This is a genomic window from Pedobacter petrophilus (assembly GCF_009674725.1).
Classification (GTDB): Bacteria; Bacteroidota; Bacteroidia; order Sphingobacteriales; family Sphingobacteriaceae; genus Pedobacter; species Pedobacter petrophilus.
In genome coordinates, this window is record NZ_WKKH01000057.1 from 1 (window position 1) to 24,095 (window position 24,095).

Sequence of the window (24,095 nt, forward strand, 5' to 3'; positions counted from 1 at the left end):
CCAAAAGGAATCTAAATTAATGCATCTCAAAAAAATATCTGACGAAAAAAAATCTCTAGTATACTATTGCAATTCCATAGTTTAAGTAAAGGAGAAAGAGAACTCGCATTAAGACATACGAACAGATGGAAGAGCAGGGATTTAATCATCTACGATCGCGGCTATCCCTCCTACGGGTTTATCAATGAGCATATTAAACGGGATGTTGATTGTTTAATAAGGGTAACAACAGCCAGCTTTGCGATAGCTAAGAACTTTATTGCCGGAGGTAAAAAGTCTTTAATTACAGAAATGAAACCTAATAACAGGCATTCATTTAAGGATAAGGATTACCATAAGGACAGCTTTTTAAAGGTGCGTTTAATACGTGTTGACCTGCCTGGCGGAGAAGTGGAAGTATTAATAACTACCTTATTGGACAGTCAACGATATCCTGCTAAAATGTTCAGGGAATTATACTTTTTAAGGTGGGGCGTTGAGACTTTTTATAATGAATTAAAGAACAAGCTTAAGGTAGAGCATTTTACAGGATATTCACAGGTAAGCATTCAACAAGACTTTTTCTGTGCCATCTTCATCAGTAACCTTCAGTCAGTTATAGTGAATGATCTAACAGATGAACTGGTCATACAAAATCAAGACAAACAGTATAATTATAAAGTGAATACCAATCTATCCTATGGCTTTTTAAAAAATAGGGTATTAGAACTGCTTTGCGAGCAGGCTCCACTGGATAAAGTATTTCAGGAATTGGAGACTTTATTCTTAAAACATACAATACCGATACGTAATAACCGTACCGTTGAAAGACAGGTCGGCAAATATAGAGCCAGAACAAGACCTAAAGTAACTAAAAACCAAAGAGATGCAATATGAAATCTCTTAACTTAATGACATTGCGCGTGCGCGTTTCGCGTGTGATAAATTACAATTATGGCAAAGTCTTAGCAGAGATGTTGGGCTTTGCTGTTATTTGCAAAAACTTGTTTTGTTTTTTAGGCGCTAAGCAGCATCAACAACCTGTTTAGTATACCGCTGGATTACCAGGAAAACGGCAGCGGGCTGTATAATGGAAACATCGGCAGGCAATCCTGGTCAACGGATGCCAATCCCTTGTCTTCCGGCATCTCTATGAATTATGGCTACGATAAACTGAACCGTTTAACCAGTTCGATAGGAACCAGACGTGATGATCAACGAAACCATTGCATATGATGTATTGGGGGTAATTTCAAGTGGCTATTGCGGGATGGGAGCAATGCAAACCATTACGATTATCCACATTGGAACCAGTTATAGTACGTGGCTTATGTAACAATGGCTATGCCACCACTGATGGAAGATCAGGTTATTCAATACAATATAATCACCTGAACAAGATATGTGCATTTCCCTTAGTCATTAGATTTATTCTTTCATTAACCATTTGATAAGGTTAGATCCCTTAAAGAGATTCCGAGTTGACGGCTTTGTTGTGAAAAACCAGTTGCATTATTTAACATCAAACATCGCTTTGAGTTCTTTTGTCTTTGTTTTTATAAATTTTTCTTTGTCCTTTTTTACTTCCTTTAAAAGCAGTTGTATTTCGGGCGATATAGAAAGGTGCTTTTCAGACCAGAAATGTATTTCCAGTAAAACCGGAAGTAAGTCGATGCCCTTATCTGTGAGTATGTATAGTACCTTCGCTTTACTATCAGGGTGTTCTAATTTCTTAATCACCCCATTTTCTTCCAGACTCAGTAATCTTGATGCCAAAATATTAGTGGCAATTTTCTCGTCTGATTTTAGAAAATCCCCATAAGTGCTTTTCCCCGAAAAGATCAAATCTCTGATAATCAATAAAGACCACTTATCTCCAAATATATCCAGCATGCTGCTAATAGGACAACCCGATCGGTTTGCTTTATTATTCATTTTTTTAAATCAATTTAAAAATCACTTGCAAATTAAAAGTAATTATCTACATTTGTACTTGCAAAACGCAAGCAAATTTAAATATAAAATTTTAAAATACAATGAATACATCAGGAAATACCATATTTATCTCTGGCGGAAGTGCCGGAATAGGTTTAGCAATCGCTAAAAAATTAAGCGCTGCAGGCAACAAAATCATCATCAACGGAAGAAATGAAGCACGTCTTCAAAATGCGTTGAAAGATTTAAACAATACGATTGCGATACCAGGCGATTTAGCAGATAAAACAGATCGTACCCGCATCGTTAAAGAATTAAATGAAAAGCATCCGGAAGTTAATATCATCATCAACAATGCTGGTATTGCATTTTTAAATGATTTAACCGATCCTACTGCAAACTCATCAGAAATTGCAGCACAAGAAATGAATACCAATTATATTGCAGTGATTGATTTCACTGAGTTGATGCTGAAACAATTACTTCAACATAAAAACGCTGCCATTATCAACATCACCTCCATAGCTGCTTTTAGGGGAAATCCTTACGGACCAACTTATGCCGCAAGTAAGGCTGCGCTTCATAATTATACAGAAGGTTTAAGAGATAAGTTGGCAGAAAATGATAATCTAAATGTATTTGAAGTTTTTCCGCCTTTGGTTAATACAGAATTTTCTGCTGCAATAGGTGGTGCAAATGGAATTCCACCAGCAGAAGTGGCTGATGAATTATTGGTAGCATTAGCAAAAAATCAGTTTGAAGTTCCCGTTGGTGAAAGCAAAAAATATTATACCGCTATTCAGGAAGCATTTATTAAAATTAATAACTAAAAAAATGAAAGCAATCAGATTCCACGAAATCGGTGGTCCGGAGGTATTAAAATTTGAAGAGGTTCCAACACCTCAACCACAAGCCGGTGAAGTGTTAATCAAAGTAAAGGCTGCAGGCGTAAACTTCGCAGACATTACCCGAAGAAGAGGAAGTTATTATCCTGGGCAAACTGACGGACCTTATACCATCGGTGCAGAAGTAGTTGGTACAATAGCAGCACTGGGTGAAGGTGTTACCGCTCTTGAAATCGGAGCTTTGGTTATTGCCGCGCCACAAACAGGAGGTTATGCGCAATATGGAGCTGTTGATACAGATATGACAACAGACCTCGAAGCTAAAGGAATTACACCAGAAAAATTGATTAATGGCCTGATTAAAGGGATTAAAAACAACATTTATACCATACGGGTGGGACACTAAAATGTTATATATTTTTAACCGGTTTTTCCCAAAAATGGCTTACAAGCTGGTTAATTCTTCAAAAAATACAGGTAAACTTCAAAAATAACAAATTACTACATCATGGAATTACAAGGTAAAACAGTATTAATTACAGGCGGAACTGCCGGAATGGGTTTAGAAGCCACAAAACAGTTTTTAAACGTTGGGTGCAAAGTCATTGTTACCGGAAGAAATCAGGATAAATTAGATGCAGCCAGGAAAAAATATCCTTCCATAGCAGCCATAAGGAGTGATTCATCAAAAGCTGAAGATGGAAAACTGTTATTTGCCGAAATTGAAAAAATGGGCGGCATCGACATTCTTTATAACAACGCAGGGATTATGAAAACTGCAAGTAATTATGGTATTGCCAGCGAAAAGCATTTCGAAAATGCAGAAGCAGAAATTAACATCAATTACTTAGGCGTTATTCGGACAAATAATCTTTTTATGGAGATGTTGAAATCTAGAAAAGAAGCAGCAATTATTAATGTATCTTCTTTTTTAAGTTATGTACCATTGAATGGTTCGCCAACCTATTGTGCCTCAAAAGCGGCCGTACGTTTTTATACCGTTTCCCTGCGCGAGCATTTAAAAATGATTAAAAGCAATGTGAAAGTGTTTGAGCTATTGCCGCCCGTTGTTGCTACCGAAATGACAGAAGGTTTTGAAGGCGTAAGTAAAATGTCTCCGGAAGATTTGGTGAAAGGGCTTATTTCAGCCTTAAAAAAGAACAGGTACACGATTAGAATGGGTATCACTAAAATGGTTTATTACCTGCACCGTCTATCTCCAGCTTTAGCGCATAAAATATTAAATCCGGCAAGAAATAATAAGGGGTTATTGCTTTAAACCGTATTATTGAGGTTTTAGTTAAAATAAATTTCTATTATGGGCTTAATACAGCTGGATGATACACGTAAGTCTTCCTATTGATGAGGCACTAATCAATAAATGAAAATATTTAAACTGTTAAATAATAACGAAAAGAAGACACCGAATGCGGGTGCATTCTTTCACATTTAAATTCGTGCTATTTTTTAAAGAGTACATTTTTTAGCATACTGGCTGCCGCTAAAACCGAAGCCGCCACCGGCGGAATCTAGAAAGCGGATTTAGCATTTCATAATCATAATAAAGCCTTTATACTCCTTTATGGCAGAAGCACTACTTTAATGTACGAACGGTAATCACGCTATTGACTTCATCTAACCTGCCTGAATTAAAATCCAGAAACTCCAGTTTTTGTAGGCTGGATTCAAATACCGATTTTTTGCTGCTCCTGAGGAAATTCTCTTTTTCATCACAAGTTAAGCAAACCACGAGGCAATCCGGAAGAAAGGTTTATTGTGGAGATTTTTGAACTGGTTTTAATTCAAGCTTTTTTAATACTTGCCTTTTTCGATTTAGCAATTAGTTTTTGGTATTATCTGTAGTAAATATTGGCTAAATAAACATTTTTTTTGTGGTGGGTTATTTCTTAAATTTGATTCCTTTAAAATGGGCGTATTGGCGCCACCGCTTTATGAAAAAACGTATCTGTGTGCTGGAGGATAGTGAAGAAATTCTGGAAATTATAAAAATTGTGCTGGAAGATGAAAATTATGACGTTCAGGGATTTGGAACTGTTGCTGCTTTTATGGCTAACTACCTAAACCTTAAGCCAGACCTTTGCCTCCTCGATGTGATGTTACCTGATGGCAACGGGATTGAGGTTTGTGAAGCAATCAAAAAGCATCCTGAAAGTGCAGAAATTCCAGTTGTGGTGATGACGGCCAACTCCAGAATGGATAAAATGCGGGAGAATTGTGAGGCCAATGATTTCATAGCCAAGCCTTTTGATATTAATGATTTTGCGAATAGAATCAATAGCCTGATATTTGTCAACGTTTAACAATATACAACCCATCGCGTTTCGCTTTTATGCCGAGAGAAAGAAGACTTAAAGATAATCAGATCATCCAGATCTTGTGTCGTTCGGATGATGCAGTGGCGATCTACACCGGAGAGGAAATATTAATTGAGGTTGCTAATCCTGCCATGCAGGCAGCCTGGGGGCGAGATGCATCAGTGATTGGATTAACCCTATCAGAAGCGCTTCCCGAAATTGAAGATCAGCCATTTCTGGGTATGCTGCAGGAAGTGTGGAGAACAGGAATCGATAATGTGGGCACTGCTATTCCGGCCGAACTCCTGGTAGATGGAAAACTTCAGCACTATTATTTCGACTATGCGTATCGTGCGGTAAAAGACGAAAATGGACAGGTTTATGCCATTTTTCATACCGCCAGGGATGTAACCGAAAAGGTTAACGATCGGGAGGAACTTAAAGTTGCCCGTGAGCGCGAAGAACTTTTAGAAAGAGAACAAGCCCTGAATGAAGAACTTGCAGCTGCTAATGAAGAGCTTTTTGCTACCAATGAGGACTTAAGTGCTGCACAGGAGCGGTTAAGAATTTTAAATCAGGAATTAGAAGATAGGGTAGACGAAAGAACGGCCGAACTATCGAGGTCTGAGAGTCGTTTACGCTATCTTTTGTCTGATGCGCCTGTGGCAATTGCCGTACTCAGGGGGCGGGAACTGATTGTGGAATCAGCCAATAAAATGGTGCTAAATGCCTGGGGGAAAACGGATGAAATTATTGGAAAAACCCTTCCGGAGGCTATCCCTGAGCTTGATGGACAAGAATTTCTCGGCATCCTCGATGCGGTTTATACAGAGGGAGAACCTTTTTATGGATCGGAAGTAAAAGCGTTGCTCAGACAGAATGGAAGATTAGAAGAAGTTTATTTCAACTTTGTTTACCAGCCGATAAAAGATGAAGCCGGAAAGACCAATGGAATCATGATTACTGCCAGTATCGTAACAGAGCAAGTTTTCGGACGAAACCAGGTTCAACACCTTAACGAAGAACTGATCGCCATTAACGAAGAACTGAATGAATCTCAGGACCTCCTGATGAGCACCAACCTGGATCTGAAAGCGAGTGAAATGCGTTTAGATAAAATTATCAGCGAACTGCCCGTACCGGTGGTGGTGCTTATGGGGCCAGATCAGATTATTGCCACTACCAATGAAGCATTATTAAAGTATTGGGATAGAACGAAAGAGGAAGTTACCGGCAAAACCATGCTTCAGGTATTCCCGGAACTTAAAAGTCAGCCTTATCCTGATCTTTGGAAACGTGTGTTAGCCGGAGAAGGATCTGTTGCCAGTATAGAAATTCCGGTTACTTACAAAGATAAATTGGAAGGTACTGAGCGTTCATTTTATATCGACTACCACTGCCAGGCACTTACTGATTTAGGTGGAAACAATGTTGGCGTAATTTCTACAATTCTGGATGTAACGGAAAAGGTTCGCTCGAGAAAACAGATAGAGAAGGCAGAAGCCCAGCTCCGGTTAGCTATAGAATCGTCAGAACTGGGTACCTGGTACATTGATGTCATTACCAGAGAATTTAAGCCATCAAGACGATTGAAGCAGATTTTTGGTTTTTATGAAGAGGAGGATATGCTTTATGATGCAACTACTAACCAAATTCTGGATGAATACAGACAGCTGGTTACAGAAGCCGTTGATCATGCAATCCTTAACGGAACCAGTTATGATATGGAATATCCAATTAAAGGATTTAGGGATGGCGCAATCAGATGGGTGAGGGCTACCGGAAAGCTTTATGGAGAAGATGCCAACGGGCATGCCAGTTTCTCGGGAACCGTTCAGAATATTACCCAGCGGAAACTGGAAGAACAACGTAAAGACGATTTTCTGAGTATTGCCAGTCATGAGCTTAAAACCCCTATTACCACATTGAAAGGAGCATTGCAGCTCCTCAATCGTTATAAAGATAATTTATCCAGTGCGATAGTGCCGCGTTTGATTGAACAAGCCAATGGGAGTGTCGAGAAAATCACTAATCTTATTGATGATCTGCTAAATACCACCAGAACCAATGAAGGTCAGTTACACCTCAATTTATCAACTTTCATCGTTTCTAAATTGCTTGATGATTGTTGTCAGCATGTTAGAATTGGAGGTAAGCATGATCTGATTGTTCAGGGCGATTTGCAGTTGGAAGTAGAAGCCGACGAGGCAAGGATAGATCAGGTAGTTGTAAATCTGGTAAACAATGCCACTAAATATGCGCCGGATAGCCGAAAAATTTATTTGCTGATTGAAGACCTTGGGCATCTTGCCAGGGTTTCTGTTCGTGATTCAGGTCCTGGTATTCCAGAGGAAAAAATTCCACATTTATTTGACCGTTATTATCGTGCCGATTACGGCGGCGCCCAATATTCTGGTCTTGGTTTAGGACTATACATCAGTGCAGAAATTATTAAGCGGCATAATGGCGAGATAGGAGTGGAGAGCAAGCCAGGCGAAGGCAGTACATTTTGGTTTACTGTACCTAAAAAAGTTGGATAGGTCATCATCATTTAGCACATTCATCTAGCAGTTTCTTATGAAAGCCGGGGCTTGGAAGCCGATGCCGCGCTACGGGGAAAAGCCCTGTAAATGAAAAACGGGAATCATCCAGTGGACGACTCCCGTTTAATCTAAATTAACGCTCTCCATACTAAGACGCTTCTATCCGTCATTTATTGTATAGTAATATATTTTTTTTCTTTTTAATCAGAAGGATCGATGAAACTGATGTGATCGTATTCCTTTCTTGTACAGGTTCCGAATCGATTATGGGTTCGATTCAAGACCATTTGTATCAGAAACCCCGGTAGTGCGATTAGTCAGATTGCCTTTGTCAAAATGATGATGTCGGTAGAAATTCGCCCGGTCTATCTCTACAATTGTATCTTCCATCCGTAATGCCGCAGGACTTCCAATCACATACCTTATTTTATCTTCCATTTCATGGGTAACCTCTCCAATAATATACTGAGGTAAGGCAACGAACTGATCGAGATGGATATCGGGTAAGATCAATTCGTCTTTATCTTCCGATAAACGCCCGAGACCTATTGGGATTAAAACTGTTTTTTCTTCAAGGTCTGCACCGAGGTGATCCAAATCGATGATGATATACCGAACCGCATTGTTTTCCGGGTCGAACAATAAGTCGCGTACTTTTCCAATTGCCGCTCCGGCTTCAGTTTTTACCTGCCATCCTTTAATGTCGGCTTCACCTTCAGTGAGTACATAATTGCTATTCGAAAGCTTTTCCAGGTTGCTGTAGATTATATTTTGTTGTTCCATAGTTCAAAGTTTTAACAGACAGTTTACAAGTTGTCTTAATTTAAAACACCTGCCGGGTACAATGGTTTTGATGATGTAGGTAGAGGTGGGATTTTGAGGATATGTTAAATTATATCAATTAGATTATAGAGTTCTCAATTTTGTAACGTAAATCAGTATTAAGGTAAATTCAGCTAAACAAATCTGGTTCGAGCTAAGTTTTAGGATTAAAGGTTCGTTAAGACCTCGCAATAATCAGATTAGTTAGCATTTTAAATTATGGTTTACCAGATAATGCATTTATTTCAAAGACACCCGATAACTTTATTGTTATTAGGAATGCTGCTAAGCGCTTGTCATAAAGAAGATCCAACCGGCTATGATATGCCTGTAAGTACTTTTGCTGAAGTGGTTGTGCGAAAAAATGTCTACCAGATTGCACTTGCTCAGGAGATGGAATTATTGCAGCATGATGATAACCTATTCACATTAGCAGCAAAAAGAAAGCGCCAGTCTGAAGAATTTATCAGGGAGATTAGTAATGCTACATCAACACCTGAGAACGTAAATAATTTGACCTTGCATGAAGAAGATAAAAGTAGAATTATGGAACTCAGAACCTTGCCTGGAGCTGACTATAGAGAGGGATTAATAACGCTTCTAATGGATGCAGACCAGGAACTTATTGCCTTACATGTTAAAGCGAGTTCATCTACCGGGGTTGCTGATGAGTCTATCAGGAACTGGGCGGCAGGTAAACTTCCGCTGTTAAAGGAAAATTTAAATGAAGTGCAGCAAATTAAATAATGGTAACGCCATTCGCATTATCAATCTGTAGTTTCGTTGTCGAACATTTGCTGTAAGGTAATCGCGTTTTTAGCTGCATAGCCAGCCTGATCGTTATCAAAATAAAGATATACGTCCTTCCCTTCTTTAAGCCAACTGTGCAAAAGTTTGTAATAATCTGCTAATGATTGGTCGGAATACAATCCCTGATATTTCTCTCCTGGTCCGTGCAGCCGGAGATATACGAAATCTGCGGTACTCCATAACGGAGATTGGTGTCCGGCGAGGTCATAGATGCAAAAAGCGCAATTGTATTTTTCTAGAAGGGCGTAAACTTCGGGCGTGTACCAGGTATGGTCTCTAAATTCAAAGGTGTAGCGTTCGCCTTTCGGAAGCATGGATAAAAAATCTTCCAGTCGTTCCGTATTCATTTTCCACCTTGGTGGCAATTGAAATAAAATAGGACCGCGTTTTTCTTCCAGGCCATTTGCCGCTTCGATGAAAGTTTCGATTTCTTCCTTCGAAACTTTGAGCTTTTTTAAATGTGTAAAGTAGCGGTTCGCTTTAACCGAGTAAATGAAGTTTTCTGGTACCTGCTCGCGCCAGTTTATGAAATTATGGAGTTTGGGTTGACGGTAAAAGGAGTTATTTAACTCGACCGTTTGAAAAATGCTGGTAAAATAATTTAACTGATCCTTCTTCTTAAGCATTTCCGGGTAAAATGTGCCTTCCCAATGCGTATATTTCCAGCCCGATGTACCAATATAGATTTTTCCTTTTTTCATTTGCTTTATCGTCATTATCATAAACAGGTATTCCTTCTCCAGATTCCAGGATCCGGGGTAAATAATTATTTTAATGGGTATCAACCTGACCTCGCATAAATGCTTTATCGAATGCTGCTCCGTTCGGCTCCTGCAATTTAGATAACAATGCTTTTCCTTCTTTGCCTGGAGTACGAACGGCGGTATTCATGTCTTTCAGTATTTTTCCTATGGTTTCCTGTTCCGCTGCATCAGCATTTTGAGTCAACGCGTCAACCTGACTTAGTATGCTGCCTCTAATGGCTGCACCTGCTGCAAAAATCATCGCCCCTTTGATTGATGTAGAAAGGAATGCTCTGCATATGTTCCATTCATTATTTATTAGTATTTGTTTCTTACGCTTTGAAAACAAGGGTTTTATAATGAAGGTTTGGGGAAACTACTCGATTTGTTTATGTAATTTTAGGATTAATGCTGGTTTTGATTAGTTTGTTGATAATCATCATATGTTTGAGGTTATGATAGTTAGATAATTTCATAAATAGCTTTAAAAATGAATTAATATTCGCAATATTTGCATTAAGAATGCGTTTTAAAATGCAACAAGTGCCAATCTTATCGGTTCCGGGAAACGGATTGCTAATAATAGTATTTGAATTAAATAGTGTCTACCCTTTTTGTCTATAATTATGGAGCAAGTCACACTAAAAGCCTCGACATCACCGGCGTGTCCAAAATGTAAGAATCCTGAAACTTATCGGGTTCCCAGAAGTTTTCTGTTTAAGAAAATTTTAACAATGGTGCCGGTTAAGCGATACAAATGTTATAGATGTTTCAATCAGTTTAACCTGATGAGTTAATCTGTAATGTTAATGTTTTTCTACTATTTCTTAATTAGCAAATAGGCCAACTTTGCTGAAAGGGTTTCTAACAAGGTATTTTTTCGCCGCTTATCGTACGCGCTATAATCTGGCGATCTGCCCATTCCCTTAGCTCATTGATCAGCGGAATTAATTCCAGCGAAGCTGATGTGAGTGAATACTCCACTTTAGGAGGAACTTCCAGATATACTTTGCGATTGACCATTCCATCTTGTTCTAATTCTCTTAGGGTTTGCGTTAGCATTTTAGTTGTAATGCCTTGAAGCAACCGTTTAAGTTCTCCGTAACGCAATACTTTGTGCGCATTGAGATACCATAAAATGCGACCTCTATACTTACCGCCAATTCTTTGAAACGCAAAATCAACTGCACAATACGCCTGGTTTTTCTCTTTTTTCATTTTATAGTTAATTTTAAAATACTGGTAATCAGCAATAGATTATAAAAAGTATGTAGGATACTTTAAAGTACATACTTGACACAAATATACCTTAATAGTAGCTTTGAAGAAAAAAAATGAACAGAAGAACTGCTTTATTCAAAGTTACCGGACTGGCCTTAATCGGTTTAACAGATATTAAAAGCCTGCTTGCTATGCCGATGGTTTCAAAACAGAATTTAACAAATAGTTTCCATCAGTTTAAATTGGGAGATTTAGAGCTTCTGGTGGTTACCGATGGACATATCATCATGAAACCAGTCCAGCCAAATTTTGCGCCGGGAATTAATAAAATCAGGGTGGAGCAGGAGCTAGACCGTAATTTCGAACCAAAAGATAATGTGGAGCTGAGCATTAATATTTTGGTTGTGAGATTCAAAGGACGAACTATTTTAATTGATAGCGGGTGTGGCGAAAACTTTGGTAAAGATTCGGGATGGTTGGTGAAAAACTTAGCTAAGGCAGGTATTCAGGTGCATCAGGTTACCGATGTGGTGGTTACACATGCTCACCCAGATCATATTGGCGGACTTACCAATCAAGACGGAAAATTGCTTTTTCCGAATGCTATGGTATATCTGTCGCGGATTGAACATGATTTCTGGCTAACGAAAGCGCCCGATTTTTCGAAAAGCAAGATGAAAGATCAGCAGCTAATCAAATTTCTAACTGAAGTTGCCCAGAAAAACATTAATGCTTTAGGTGATAAATTACACTTGTTTGAAGATGGAGATACCATTCTGGATTGTGTTACCATGCAACTTGCACCGGGACACACGCCCGGACATTGTATTGCAAAGATATTTTCAAAAGGAGAGGAGCTATACCATATTGCAGACCTGGTTCATTCGGCAGTGTTGGTTGTGGAGCATCCGGAATGGGGCTTCGACGGAGACACTGATTTCAATCTTGCAGTAGCATCCAGAATAAAGGTGATGGATAAGCTAGCCAAAAACAGATCACTGGTATTTTCTTATCATTTGCCGTGGCCGGGATTAGGGCATGTTCGGGATAAAGGCAAAGCATTTGAATGGGTAGAGCAGCCAATGATGGTGCCTGACTAAAATCCGAGTGCGTAGCGTTAAGTTATTTCCAGTCAAATTTTGATCTGATCAGGAATGGGCAGGAAGAACTCCCCGTTCCTCTTCATCAGAATTCTCCGTGTCATTTGCCTGGGTTTTAAACACCCAAAGTTTCATCATTGGATAGTTAAAACCATAAGAAACCACACTATCTACCAATAGTCTTCCAAGCCGGTAATCGAGATCAAATCCTTGTTGCAGGAGGTAGGTGCCTGCAGATTTTAAGGAAATGCTTCCAAGCACAACAGTTGCAAATTTCATCAACTGCTTTTTTGGCGATGCTGCGTACTCTTTTCCATCATTAAAAGCCCAGAACCTGTTTAAACAAAAGTTAACGATTCCGCCTAAAGTGCCGGAAAGGAGGATAGATATGGCAAAATGGATTCCGATAATTTCAGTAAACAGGATCATCAACCCGTAATCTGTTATTCCTCCGGAGAATGCTGATACCTGCGCTTTTAGGAAAATGCCGATCGATTTTTTCTTACTCATTATTCCGTTCTTTGCGATCACGGTCGTTGCCGAGCTCCAGCAAAGCATTTGTATCTTTCAAGTTTATAGCTAATAAGATAAGTGCTGTAACCAGCGCAGAATAAGTAATTGAACCTGGTATCGCTGCTTCGAGAATTAAAATCAGGGCAATAATTACCCGAAGTTCTGTTGGGCCAAGAAGACCGGCGTCGATACGGTATACACCCAGTATTTTATATCTAAGAAGAGAAATAATCATCGACCAGCCATAGAGCACAACGAATAGAAAGCTTAATATTCTGGTAGATTCAGCGGCGTAGAAATAGTAGCCCATGCCAATGAGGATGATGCTTAACCAATCCATAATAATATCGAGTGCAAAGCCATACCATTTTCTGGCGATGCCACGATAATAGGCTAGTCTGCCATCTAAGGAATCTCCAAACCAGTTGATAAAAAGTCCCATGATTCCGATCAGTATAAACGATCCTCCGAATTTTGAACCAAGCAAAAATCCGGCACACACAATCATAGAACCAAACATACCTATTGCAGTCATGATATTTGGCGTAACAAAGCCTGGTATCTGCCTGAGTAGAAAGTGAATAAATTGTTGCTCGCCCGCTCTTAAAATATTTGTCCTTTTTCTGTCTGCAAAAATTTGCGCCCGTTCTGTTATTTTATTTTTCATTTAAGTAATGCCTACGCTAAAGGCAAGTCAATATGCTATTACAGGTCGAATTAGTCTTCCAGTAATTTTCTTCCGTAAAGACTTAATCAGTGTAATTTGACGTTTTAGTTTCCCTGATCGCGCAAGATAACTCAAAATTAAGATTATTAGCACCTCTTACTTGACTATTCCGGCAAAACGCTGATAAAATACGGTGGGACTATTTTCATTTTTAGGCGCATATTTGCCGGCGATGATTGGAATATAGATCACTCTTCTGCGGCTTTCTTCTCCACGAAGTGAAGATTGCGCTACACGGTGCCAAAGTCTGCCATCATGAACGGTTAAGTCTCCAGCCTCTGGTAAAATTGAAATTTCATTTTTGTCGGCGCGGTTATCGATGAAATATCTTTTACGGAAAAGCATTTGATAAATACTTTGTTTGTGTGTTCCAGGGATAATTTTTAAGCCACCGTTTGCTTCTGTCTGCGTACTCAGATGCACGCCAACATTTAGCATTGGGTTTAGCTTTCCGCCGTAAAAAATATCTCTTAAACCATCAGTATGCCAGCCCATTTTGGTAAAGCCACTTTCCGGACCATTTACATAGTGGTTGAACACCATTCCGTCTTTTTCCTCAATTCCCAACCGGGATTCGTCGCCAGCAAGTGGCAAAAGTGCAGATAATCTTGGATCCATTAATAATCCGCTTAACGTTTTGTGATGCTGATTGATAAAAGCAAAACGCTGAACAATTTTTTCGCCATTAATATCTTTTCCGTACTTAATCGGCACACCATTAATCTTCCGGACATCTGCATTGATCCAATCTTTCTGAACCTCTTCAGAGGCTTGAATAATAGCGCCCACTGTAGGTTTGGTAATGAAGTTTTTGAAATGGATAAATCCATGAATATTAAAAAATTCGATTTGCTCTTTGGAGAGCTTTTCTGATAAGGTAAAGGTTGGATATGATGATGCCATTGAAGAAAATTTTATAGTTGAGGATGAGTTGACTGGAAATAGATTATGCGCAACAATAACACATTCGCATTTGCGATTGAGGGGTTACTGCCGGAGAATAAAACAGATTTGTTCTACTATACATTATCCATAGATTTAGTCGTTTACGGTGCAAACTTAACATTTTATTAATATTAAAAAGAACAATGTAACAATTTTTTTTCTAAAGTAATTAACGACCTTAAATATTTAATATAAGATTATGGCTAAAAAAGGTGGAAATATAGGGAGTGAAGATTTGAAATGGCGATGCAGGTCAGTATGCCGGAAGGAGTTGTTATTTATCTGCCCGTTTTATTTTATTAAACAAAAGGAATTAATGTATTGTTTATAAGTAAGTTATAAACTATTCAATCACCTAATTATAGATTATTTAAATTTAGGAATAATTTTATCAAAGCTAATTTATCATTTGAATTGCATTAATCTTCGTTATTGGAAGATTAATGCAATCTGACTTAAGGCTGACCAGCGCCTCCTGCTGCGCCATAAATCTGACCAGTAGAGAAACTGGCATCATTTGCGGCAAGTTGCACGTAAATAGAAGCCAGTTCAGCTGGTTGGCCCGGGCGGCCCAGGGGGGTATCTTTTCCAAATGCTTTAAGTTTCTCCGGCGTTGATCCGCCACCCATTTGCAAAGGCGTCCAGATTGGGCCGGGCGCTACACCATTTACGCGAATTCCTTTCGGGCCAAGTTGTTTCGCCAGCGACTTTACAAAGTTAGTGGTTGCTGCTTTGGTTTGCGCGTAATCGAATAAATCTGGTGATGGATCTGTGGCTTGTACCGATGTAGTGCCAATGATGGAAGAACCTGGTTTTAAATAAGGCAAAGAAGCTTTGATAATCCAGAATGGAGCGTAAATATTGGTTTTAATGGTCCAGTCGAATTGCTCCGTGGTAATGTCTGCAATAGATGGATTAGATTGCTGGCGGGCAGCATTGCTAATGACAATGTCCAAACCTCCCAGTTGCTTTGCGGCTTCATCAACCAACTTTTTACAGAAATTTTCATCTCTGATATCGCCCGGAATGGCAACGGCTTTTCTCCCGGCTTTTTTAATCAATTCTATCACTTCCCGCGCATCTGGTTCCTCCTGTGGAAGATAATTAATGGCCACATCTGCACCTTCCCGTGCATAAGCAATGGCTGCTGCTCTACCCATACCGGAGTCTCCACCAGTAATCAGTGCTTTTCTTCCCATTAACCGGCCGGAGCCCTTATAGCTGGTTTCACCGTGGTCTGGTTTTGGATCCATTTTACTGGCTAGTGCCGGCCAGGGTTGATCCTGATGGATAAAAGGTGGTCTTGGATATTTTGTGGTTGGGTCTTGTAAATCGGCAGGGCCAAAATTTACATCGGCCGGAGATGCGGCGCTGCCCAAAATAGGAGATGCTGCAACTGCAGCCATGGCTAAACTAAGACCTCCCAAAGCCTTCCGTCTGCTCATTTTATCATTTTCCATTGGATGTTTTTTCTATAGGTGTATCTTTAAAACCCTCTTAATTTTTTTTGGTTTCAGATTTCTGCAAACAAGAAAAAAACACCTGTTTCTTAACATCATTATGGCCTGGCGGATTAATCATAATCCGCCGGGCCATAATTAATTTGTTACTAATCAGTTAGAAACTAACAAATTTTACGCCTAAACTTACCCAGCGGGAGGGAAGTGGAATGGTGCCTATTTCAAAATATTTAGTATCGAGAATATTTTGAGCATCGAAATAGATGGTGAATTTTTGCATCGACTGACTGATTCTAAAATCATTTATCCAATAAGATTTTCCTGCAATTCGCTGGTTAAAACGCGTAGCCACTAAAAGCGAGAAATTCAGGTATTTTATATCGATGGTATTGGTTACCTGGTGTTTCAACGAAGCAAGTTGGTATTTAGAAGAAATTCCGGCCTCCATGTTTCCGAATTTTGAATCCAGGTAAGAATAAGCCAGGTTCACATTCATTTTCGTTTTTTGGGTGATGGCCAGATTATAGCTCGAACGGAAATTTATGCCCTTTGTAATCACTTCACCCAAATTATTAGCTTCAAAAGGTTCCGTAGTCACTAACCTGGTATAATCGATAAAGTTGCTGATCCTGCGGTAGAAAAAGTTTGAATTGAAAGTGAAATCACCCTTCAGAAATTTAAATCCTATTTCACTTTGGAATGCATTTTCTGGCGTAACATTGGGGTTGCCAATGTTACCGGGGCGCTGGTTCAGGTAAAGATCGGTAAAGGATGGAAGTCTTTGGCTGGTTCCGATACTTCCGATAATCTTAAAGGCATCCGCTATAGCATAACTTGCATCCAGACCCGGGTAAACCTGCCATTTGTACGAAGAATTGTAATTGACATAAGTACCAATATTTACATTTAGTTTCTCGGTTAAAAACGTTCTGTATTGTGCATAAATCCCGACATTTTCCCTTTGGTGTTTACCAATGTTGGAGGAGTTAATGGCATCGCTTCTTACTTCAGCGCCCAATCCCAATTCTCCACTATTGGTTTTGTATGAGCTGTTTACTTCGGCTGCAAAAGAGTTCGTATAGTGTTTACTGATACCGGCATTTAAATTTGTAGTGCCAAAATAACGGTAATCATCAAAGTTATAACGGTAACTCAATCTTGGGGTAAGGGTCCATTTATCAGAAAGCAAGTGTTTCGATTGGATGGATGCCAGCGTGGTTTGAACTGCTTCTGTAGCATTTCGATCACCAGGCGCAGCATAAAACGCATTGGCACCAAATTCATTTTTAGTATAGCCAAATGAGGTCATAATTTCATTTGCGCTGTCAATCTGAATATTTCCCTGGTAAAGGAGTTTAATGTTTTCAAATTGCGTATTAAAGCGGTAACCATTACTTTGATCGCGTGAGCCAAAAATGGAGTGCTGATGATTTTTTTTAGCCAATACCGCACCTGCCTGAATACCCGCACCGTAAAATGTTTTTCCGCTACCTTCTGTATTCTTCTCGAAATTTGAGCCTGCATAAGAATCAATTAAAAATCCGGATTTAGTTGGCTTTTTCGTAATAATATTGATTGCACCAGTTAAACTGTTAATGCCATAAATCCGTGCTGCTGGTCCGCGAACAATTTCAATCCGCTCAATGGCTTCTACCGGAACCGGCAAATTGAGCATGTTGTGAGCAGTTTGCGTATCAATAATTTTGATGCCGTTTAAAAGTACAACCGTTTGTTCGAAACTTCCGCCATCTATGCTAATATCTGCCTGACTGCCAAATGGCCCTCTTTGACGAAGATCGACACCATTTGCATATTGCAGCAACTCCTGAATGGTACGGCCCGGAAGTTTGGCAATCATAGCCTGATCGATAATGTAGACGTTTCTGTTTTGTTTGGATACCGGTGTATTAAAACCATTCTCATTAATCACCACCTCTTTAAAAGTGATCACAGTGTCTTGTTTCTGTTGGGCATACACATTAGCACACCATAGTAGCGGTATTGCCAGGTAAAATTTCTTCATTTTCTATAAATTTCAGCAAAAGTAGTATCTTGCCGTACCAGTAAAGTATACCAGTTTCGATATAATGGATAGTCCGGTTCAAATTCCTTTCAAAAGTTTCATTCAGCTTAAGGCAAACGATGATACACCTATTTATTTGCAGATCATTTTTGAGTTTATCAAAGCAATTCAATTGGGTTTGCTCCCTGAGGGGACCAAAATTCCGGGTACCCGCATCCTATGTAAATTACTTTCGATCAATAGAAATACATTGATCAAAGCCTTTCAGGATTTGGAATCCCAGGGTTTTATAGAAATCAGGCCAAATAAGGGTACGTTTATTTTATCAGATCAGAAACATGATCCTAGGAAAAAGGAAGTTTCAAAACCTGTTGCAGCCAATGTTCAACCTTTTACCTTTAAACATTCTTCGGTGCTGGAAAGTCCGTTAGAGCGGAGTGATCTTCCGTTGCAGTTTAATGATGGATTACCAGATCTGCGACTGATTCATACAGATATTTTAGCGCGATTATACGTTTCGAAACTCAAAAGGCAGAAAATTCGCCAACCCTGGGAGCAAATTCAGACACAGTCTCACCAAAATTTTAAAAAGCAGTTTTTTAATTTTCTTAACCTTACCCGGGGCTTGCGGATTTCTGAGGCGAATTTACTCACGACCACCAGTCATGAGGTAAGTTTATACCTGGTGGCAAAGTTGTTGATTTCTGTTGGAGATGGTGTGGTAGTGGGTGCGCCAGGCTACTATTTATCTAATATGACCTTAACAGATAGCGGAGCGAAAATCATTCCTGTGCCGGTTGATGATGAAGGAATTAAGATAGATGCGCTGAAAAAAGCTTGTGAACATCAGCACATTAGCGTAGTTTACCTTACCTCAATTTACCACTATCCAACTACAGTTTCCCTTAGCGCCAAAAGACGGATGGAGATTCTTGAATTGTCTAATCAATACGGTTTTGTGATTCTGGAGGATGATTATGATTTCGACTTCCAATTGGATAACAATCCGATTTTACCTTTGGCTGCGATTGATTCTAATGAACGGGTGGTTTATATAGGGTCGTTTGCCCGTTCATTACCGGCAGGTTTTGGCTACGGTTTTGTTGCGGCTCCTGCGGCATTTATCAAGGAACTGGAAAAACACCTGAGTATTTTAGAGCCAGGAATTGATGTAATTAAGGAGCAGGTATTAACAGGTTGGATTCAGGATGGGGAAGTCCATCGGCTTTCTAAAAAAAATAAAGTGATTTACAAAGAGCGTAGGGATCATTTCGTATCGTTGTTAAATAGCAGGTTGGGGGGGAGAATCCGGTTTAAGATACCCAATAGAGGGCTTGCCATTTGGGTAGAATGGCTGGATCACTTTAACCTGATCGAGATGCAGAAAAAATGCGCAGAGAATGGGTTGTTCTTACCAAAAACGGTTTTGTATCAAAGTAAAAACCTCACCGCTACGCGTTTGGGATTTGGAAGCCTGGATTTGTTGGAGATGGCAAACGCAGTCGGGATTTTAACAAAATCGCTTGATTCTTTAGTGTTCGATTAGAGTTATTGAAGTTTTGCTGCGAAAATAGTCTTTTCCACTTCCTTTTCCATCTGGGTAAAGGCACGGTTAGGGGGAAAGGGCTAAAAACTTTCATTCGCAAACTTCCCAATTAGCACTCGTAAACCTTTTAAGAATAAAACCAAAATCGCTTAGGAATAAAACACCTTCTGAAATTTAATGGGACCAAATAACGTTATATTTGGACGAATCTGATTCGTGAATTAAATGTCGTCTACACCACAACTTCCTAATAAAACTGAACGCCAGAATGCGTTGGAATCCTATAATATTCTGGATACACTGTCTGAACGTGAGTTTGATGACCTTACCGAATTGTCTTCCGTAATCTGCGGCACCCCAATAGCATTGGTAAGTTTGGTCGATCGAAACAGGCAATGGTTTAAATCCCGGAAGGGTTTAGATGCTTCAGAAACGCATAGAGATCATTCGTTTTGTGCACATGCAATAGAAAATCCATTAGAAATGATGGAAATTGAGGATGCTAAAAAGGATGTCCGGTTCATAAATAATCCGCTCGTAACCGGGCAACCACATATCACTTTTTACGCAGGCGTTCCTTTAGTTAATGAAGATGGTTTTGCCATCGGATCACTCTGTGTTATTGATTCAGTTACCCGAAAGCTAACGGAAACGCAGCGCTCCGCATTGAAAATCCTGGCTACCCAGGTGATGGATAAAATGGAGTTGCGCCGTAAAATATCATTACTGGAAAAGGCGAAAAAACTCAACGCAGCATTACTGGAGCGTTCGGTTTTGGGTGAATCCAGAAGTAATATGCTTATTCAACAAGCGCCCATAGCCATTATTTTATTTAAAGGAGAAAATTTTAATATTGAAGCTGTTAATCCGCCCATGCTAAAGCTGTTGGGTCAGAAAGCAGATATTCTTAACCAACCATTGCTGTCGGTAATTCCGGAACTTGAAGGGCAGGGTGCTTATGCACTGCTGCACAAAGTATTCCAAACTGGTGAAACCATACATGGTAATGAACAGATGGTTAACCTCATCCATGATGGGACAGAAACTTCTGGTTACTACAATTTTACTTATTGCCCACTGATTGAAAACGGACAAATTACAGGGGTGATAGATATGGCTATCGATGTAACGGAACAAGTTAAAGCCAGGATCACAGTCGAGGAGGTAAGTAATGATTTGCGCGCATCTTATATTAAATTAGAGCAGAGTGAGCAGAAACAAAGCAGTGCAATCGAACAGGCGAAACTTGGTACCTATACTATTGATGGTTTTTCGGGTAAGATGAATGCTTCCGAAAGATTAAAAGAGATTTTCGGCTACAGGAATGATGAAGAAATGACCTATGAATCTGTAATTGGTCAGGTAAGTGCAGATTACAGGGCACAGGTTCTTCAGGCTGCACAAAATGTGATTAAAGAGGGACTTGTTTTCGATATGGAATATACCATTATCAAACGTAACGATGGGATGTTGCGTTGGGTAAAATCAACCGGAAAACATTACAAAACGGAAGCCGATTCATATGGACACTTTTCAGGAACTATTCTAGACATTACTGAAGAAAAGGAAGACGATATTAGAAAAGACGATTTTATCGGAATGGTAAGTCATGAAATGAAAACTCCGCTTACATCGTTAAAGGGTTTTGTTCAGCTTCTGCAGCTTAAAGCAAAGAAAACAGACGATTCACTGATCAAATCTATTTTAGATAAGGCGGATAAGCAGATTACCAAAATGACGAGGATGATTAATGGCTTCCTGAATGTATCGCGCCTTGAATCCGGAAAAATCCACATTGAAAAAGAACACTTTAATATAAAGGATTTGATTAAGGAAATTGAAGACGATACCATTTTTAATGCAGACGGACATACCATTATTTTTGATCCGGTGGAAACGGCCTGGGTTAATGCAGATAAAGATAAAATCGGTCAGGTAATTAATAATTTTATCAGCAATGCGCTAAAATATTCTCCAATGGGCACTGAAGTCCGGGTTTCCTGCATTTCTGATAAACGTGGTTCAGTGGTAAGTGTTCGCGATGCAGGTATGGGAATTGAGGAATCTGATATTGCACACCTTTTCGAGCGTTACTATCGCGTAGAAAAACATAATACAAAATCGATAGCTGGTTTTGGAATAGGCCTTTACCTTTGCGCAGAAATTATGAAGCGGCATAATGGCAAAATCTGGGTAGAAAGTGAAATTAAAAATGGATCTGTTTTTCATTTCAGCCTTCCGGCTGTTGCGGCTTAAGCTAATTACTTTCGCCATTTCTTAATATTACATTTCAAATACTTATCGGGATTTAATCAGGCAACGATTCGGTTTTACCTACCTTGCAGGCTTATTTCTGCATCATCTCTGTAGAAATTTAAAGTCCTCAGGCTTATAGCCTTATCAATTTGGCTTTAAATAATGAATTAGCACCGACATTTCTTTTCAATTGCCAACACCAGATTGATTTATATTTGTTAATAGCATTATTAATCTAAACATTTTATGATAGCAACAAAAGGATATGCGGCACAAAGTGCCGAAAGTGACCTAGCCCCATGGGAATTTGAACGCCGTGAGGTTGGGCCGCATGATGTACAATTTGAGATACTCTTTTGCGGAGTATGCCATTCAGATTTACATCAGATAAAAAATGACTGGTTCCCCGGGATTTTCCCAATGGTACCTGGTCATGAAATCGTTGGACGTGTAATCCAGGTAGGTGATCATGTAAAAAAGTTTAAAGTAGGAGATCTTGCAGGTACGGGTTGTATGGTAGATTCTTGTCAGGTTTGTGAAAACTGTAAACAAGATTTAGAGCAGTACTGCCTGGAAGGTAATACCCAAACTTATAATGGTTTGGAACGCGATGGGAAAACGCCAACTTACGGTGGTTATTCAAATAACATCGTAGTGAGAGAAGAGTTTGTATTGCATGTTTCGGATAAATTAGATTTGGCAGCAGTTGCACCATTGCTTTGCGCGGGGATTACCACTTACTCGCCGTTAAGACATTGGAAAGTTGGAAAAGGACATAAACTTGCCGTATTGGGTTTAGGCGGATTAGGCCACATGGCTGTTAAATTTGGTGTAGCTTTCGGTGCTGAGGTAACGGTTTTAAGTACTTCACCAAAAAAGGAAGAAGATGCTAAAAAATTAGGTGCTCATCACTTTGTAGTAACCACTGATCCGGAACAGGTAGCTGCAGCAAAAGGTACATTTGATTTTATTTTGGATACCGTTTCTGCAGAGCATGATTTCAATATGTACTTATCGCTTTTGAGAACTAACGGAACGCACATTTGTGTAGGTGTTCCGCCAAAGCCTGCGGAAATTGCAGCTTTTAGCTTATTGGGTGGTCGTAAAAGCCTTGCAGGTTCTGGAATTGGCGGTATTGCTGAAACTCAGGAAATGCTTGATTTCTGTGCTGAAAATAACATCGTATCTGATATTGAAATGATTGATATGAAAGACATTCACCACGCCTACGAGCGTATGGAAAAAGGTGATGTTCGGTATCGCTTTGTCATTGACATGGCAACGTTGTAAGCTTGCAACAACCTAAAATTAAGAAAAGCAATAGCAGTTAAAAGCACATTATTAAACAAGGGATAATCGAAAGGTTATCCCTTGTTTGCGTGCTGGCATTTGAGCTGGCCCGGGCCATCAAAATATCTTTCTATGTAAAGGTGTAGATTTATTAAAGTCTAAATGAATAGAATGAAAACAGAATAACTATGATACAATCCCCGAACTGGCTAGGCTCTATAATCGTTCACCCAAACTTTATACCATTTACGCTGTTGTAAATTTCACAATGCTGAATACTGGTCACAGGTAAATTCAGCAATAAGGGCGTCATAACCATTAACAATATTTTTGTTTTAGATGGGAGTACCTTAACTTTAATCCATAAATTGATATCAATATGAATACTGAAAAAGCCATTCTTGCTGGCGGTTGTTTCTGGGGTGTGGAAGAGTTGATCCGTAGTCAGCCAGGAGTAATTTCCACTGTAGTGGGATATACTGGTGGTGATGTTCCGAACGCAACTTACCGCAACCACGGTACACATGCCGAGGCTATAGAAATTGTCTTTGATCCGGAAACATTATCTTACCGGAAACTATTGGAATACTTTTTTCAAATCCACGATCCTACGACTAAAAACAGGCAAGGGAATGATTTGGGAACCTCTTATCGCTCGGCTATTTTCTTTGAAAATGAAAAGCAAAGAGAGACCGCTGCAGAACTCATTGCTGAAATGGATAACTCTGGAATCTGGCCGGGTAAGGTAGTAACTGAAGTGGTACCGGCAGGTGATTTTTGGAATGCAGAAGAAGATCACCAGAATTACCTTCAAAAGGTACCGTATGGTTATACCTGCCATTTTGAAAGACCAGACTGGAAATTAAGTTAAATCCCCGCATTATTATTGTCACTTTGAGCTTGTTGAAATGCTTCATATATAATTTTGAATGTCCTTCGACAGGCTCAGGATGAACTGTGTTTAAATCCAAATAATAATTAAAATTTTTCCAAATAATATTTTGTTTTAGGAAGGTTGTAAC

23 protein-coding genes are annotated in these 24,095 nt (G+C 39.4%); 13 read left to right on the forward strand and 10 right to left on the reverse strand.

Features of this window, described 5'->3' with window-relative positions; all coding sequences use genetic code 11:
* Nucleotides 1–66 precede the first annotated feature (66 nt).
* Both GJU39_RS20775 and GJU39_RS24140 read left to right on the forward strand, forming a co-directional pair.
* Nucleotides 67–876 carry a transposase gene (locus GJU39_RS20775; RefSeq protein WP_154282922.1) on the forward strand — a complete coding sequence of 270 codons (810 nt, stop codon included), beginning with the start codon at nucleotides 67–69 and terminating at the stop codon, nucleotides 874–876.
* Between the two features lie 313 nt (nucleotides 877–1,189).
* Nucleotides 1,190–1,315, forward strand: coding sequence for a hypothetical protein (locus GJU39_RS24140; protein WP_280790425.1), 126 nt, complete (start codon nucleotides 1,190–1,192; stop codon nucleotides 1,313–1,315).
* A 176-nt stretch (nucleotides 1,316–1,491) separates the two neighbouring features.
* Here GJU39_RS24140 and GJU39_RS20780 read toward each other — a convergent pair whose 3' ends face one another.
* A complete protein-coding gene (locus GJU39_RS20780) occupies nucleotides 1,492–1,914 on the reverse strand; it encodes a winged helix-turn-helix transcriptional regulator (protein ID WP_154282923.1) in 423 nt (140 codons plus the stop codon).
* Nucleotides 1,915–2,015: 101 nt separating this feature from the next.
* Here GJU39_RS20780 and GJU39_RS20785 point away from each other — a divergent pair, with 101 nt between their 5' ends.
* The 5 genes from GJU39_RS20785 to GJU39_RS20805 all read left to right on the forward strand — a co-directional run bounded on the left by GJU39_RS20785 (nucleotide 2,016) and on the right by GJU39_RS20805 (nucleotide 7,614).
* The gene (locus GJU39_RS20785; RefSeq protein ID WP_154282924.1) at nucleotides 2,016–2,744 is read left to right on the forward strand and encodes an SDR family oxidoreductase; all 729 of its coding nucleotides are present in this window, start codon (nucleotides 2,016–2,018) and stop codon (nucleotides 2,742–2,744) included.
* A gap of 4 nt (nucleotides 2,745–2,748) precedes the next feature.
* On the forward strand, nucleotides 2,749–3,165 hold the full coding sequence (locus GJU39_RS20790; protein ID WP_154282925.1) for a quinone oxidoreductase family protein: 417 nt from the start codon (nucleotides 2,749–2,751) through the stop codon (nucleotides 3,163–3,165).
* Nucleotides 3,166–3,267: 102 nt separating this feature from the next.
* Entirely contained in the window at nucleotides 3,268–4,038 is a 771-nt protein-coding gene (locus tag GJU39_RS20795; protein ID WP_154282926.1) for an SDR family oxidoreductase, read from the forward strand.
* A gap of 673 nt (nucleotides 4,039–4,711) precedes the next feature.
* Nucleotides 4,712–5,080 carry a response regulator transcription factor gene (locus tag GJU39_RS20800; RefSeq protein ID WP_154282927.1) on the forward strand — a complete coding sequence of 123 codons (369 nt, stop codon included), beginning with the start codon at nucleotides 4,712–4,714 and terminating at the stop codon, nucleotides 5,078–5,080.
* A 29-nt stretch (nucleotides 5,081–5,109) separates the two neighbouring features.
* Nucleotides 5,110–7,614, forward strand: a complete 2,505-nt coding sequence (locus GJU39_RS20805; protein WP_154282928.1) for a PAS domain-containing sensor histidine kinase — start codon at nucleotides 5,110–5,112, stop codon at nucleotides 7,612–7,614.
* A gap of 267 nt (nucleotides 7,615–7,881) precedes the next feature.
* Here the strand turns inward: GJU39_RS20805 and GJU39_RS20810 are convergent, their stop codons facing one another.
* Complete coding sequence (locus GJU39_RS20810; protein ID WP_154282929.1) at nucleotides 7,882–8,400, reverse strand: PRC-barrel domain-containing protein; 519 nt, start codon at nucleotides 8,398–8,400, stop codon at nucleotides 7,882–7,884.
* A gap of 258 nt (nucleotides 8,401–8,658) precedes the next feature.
* Between GJU39_RS20810 and GJU39_RS20815 the strand changes: the two genes are divergently transcribed.
* On the forward strand, nucleotides 8,659–9,186 hold the full coding sequence (locus GJU39_RS20815) for a hypothetical protein (protein ID WP_154282930.1): 528 nt from the start codon (nucleotides 8,659–8,661) through the stop codon (nucleotides 9,184–9,186).
* Between the two features lie 20 nt (nucleotides 9,187–9,206).
* Here the strand turns inward: GJU39_RS20815 and GJU39_RS20820 are convergent, their stop codons facing one another.
* The 3 genes from GJU39_RS20820 to GJU39_RS20835 form a co-directional block, all read right to left on the reverse strand.
* Nucleotides 9,207–9,950 carry a DUF72 domain-containing protein gene (locus GJU39_RS20820; protein WP_154282931.1) on the reverse strand — a complete coding sequence of 248 codons (744 nt, stop codon included), beginning with the start codon at nucleotides 9,948–9,950 and terminating at the stop codon, nucleotides 9,207–9,209.
* Between the two features lie 70 nt (nucleotides 9,951–10,020).
* The gene (locus GJU39_RS20825) at nucleotides 10,021–10,254 is read right to left on the reverse strand and encodes a DUF305 domain-containing protein (protein ID WP_154282932.1); all 234 of its coding nucleotides are present in this window, start codon (nucleotides 10,252–10,254) and stop codon (nucleotides 10,021–10,023) included.
* 602 nt (nucleotides 10,255–10,856) lie between these two features.
* A complete protein-coding gene (locus GJU39_RS20835; protein WP_154282934.1) occupies nucleotides 10,857–11,210 on the reverse strand; it encodes a winged helix-turn-helix transcriptional regulator in 354 nt (117 codons plus the stop codon).
* A gap of 116 nt (nucleotides 11,211–11,326) precedes the next feature.
* On the opposite strand from GJU39_RS20835, the gene GJU39_RS20840 reads away from it, so the two are divergent.
* Nucleotides 11,327–12,313 carry an MBL fold metallo-hydrolase gene (locus GJU39_RS20840; protein WP_154282935.1) on the forward strand — a complete coding sequence of 329 codons (987 nt, stop codon included), beginning with the start codon at nucleotides 11,327–11,329 and terminating at the stop codon, nucleotides 12,311–12,313.
* Between the two features lie 48 nt (nucleotides 12,314–12,361).
* Here the strand turns inward: GJU39_RS20840 and GJU39_RS20845 are convergent, their stop codons facing one another.
* The 5 genes from GJU39_RS20845 to GJU39_RS20865 all read right to left on the reverse strand — a co-directional run bounded on the left by GJU39_RS20845 (nucleotide 12,362) and on the right by GJU39_RS20865 (nucleotide 17,981).
* The gene (locus tag GJU39_RS20845) at nucleotides 12,362–12,823 is read right to left on the reverse strand and encodes a GtrA family protein (RefSeq protein ID WP_154282936.1); all 462 of its coding nucleotides are present in this window, start codon (nucleotides 12,821–12,823) and stop codon (nucleotides 12,362–12,364) included.
* Nucleotides 12,816–13,493 (reverse strand): CDP-alcohol phosphatidyltransferase family protein, encoded by a 678-nt coding sequence (locus GJU39_RS20850; protein WP_154282937.1) that lies wholly within the window; start codon nucleotides 13,491–13,493, stop codon nucleotides 12,816–12,818. Before GJU39_RS20850 ends, GJU39_RS20845 begins: the two co-directional genes overlap by 8 nt.
* A gap of 156 nt (nucleotides 13,494–13,649) precedes the next feature.
* The gene (locus GJU39_RS20855) at nucleotides 13,650–14,456 is read right to left on the reverse strand and encodes a phytanoyl-CoA dioxygenase family protein (protein WP_154282938.1); all 807 of its coding nucleotides are present in this window, start codon (nucleotides 14,454–14,456) and stop codon (nucleotides 13,650–13,652) included.
* A 497-nt stretch (nucleotides 14,457–14,953) separates the two neighbouring features.
* Entirely contained in the window at nucleotides 14,954–15,958 is a 1,005-nt protein-coding gene (locus tag GJU39_RS20860; protein WP_154282939.1) for an SDR family oxidoreductase, read from the reverse strand.
* Nucleotides 15,959–16,115: 157 nt separating this feature from the next.
* Entirely contained in the window at nucleotides 16,116–17,981 is a 1,866-nt protein-coding gene (locus GJU39_RS20865; protein ID WP_154282940.1) for a TonB-dependent receptor plug domain-containing protein, read from the reverse strand.
* Nucleotides 17,982–18,045: 64 nt separating this feature from the next.
* Between GJU39_RS20865 and GJU39_RS20870 the strand changes: the two genes are divergently transcribed.
* From GJU39_RS20870 to msrA, 4 genes are all read left to right on the forward strand, one after another.
* Nucleotides 18,046–19,527 carry an aminotransferase-like domain-containing protein gene (locus tag GJU39_RS20870; protein ID WP_154282941.1) on the forward strand — a complete coding sequence of 494 codons (1,482 nt, stop codon included), beginning with the start codon at nucleotides 18,046–18,048 and terminating at the stop codon, nucleotides 19,525–19,527.
* Nucleotides 19,528–19,752: 225 nt separating this feature from the next.
* A complete protein-coding gene (locus GJU39_RS20875) occupies nucleotides 19,753–21,783 on the forward strand; it encodes an ATP-binding protein (protein WP_154282942.1) in 2,031 nt (676 codons plus the stop codon).
* A gap of 246 nt (nucleotides 21,784–22,029) precedes the next feature.
* Entirely contained in the window at nucleotides 22,030–23,073 is a 1,044-nt protein-coding gene (locus GJU39_RS20880; protein ID WP_154282943.1) for an NAD(P)-dependent alcohol dehydrogenase, read from the forward strand.
* Between the two features lie 379 nt (nucleotides 23,074–23,452).
* Nucleotides 23,453–23,944 carry a peptide-methionine (S)-S-oxide reductase MsrA gene (gene msrA, locus GJU39_RS20885; RefSeq protein WP_154282944.1) on the forward strand — a complete coding sequence of 164 codons (492 nt, stop codon included), beginning with the start codon at nucleotides 23,453–23,455 and terminating at the stop codon, nucleotides 23,942–23,944.
* Nucleotides 23,945–24,095 lie beyond the last annotated feature (151 nt).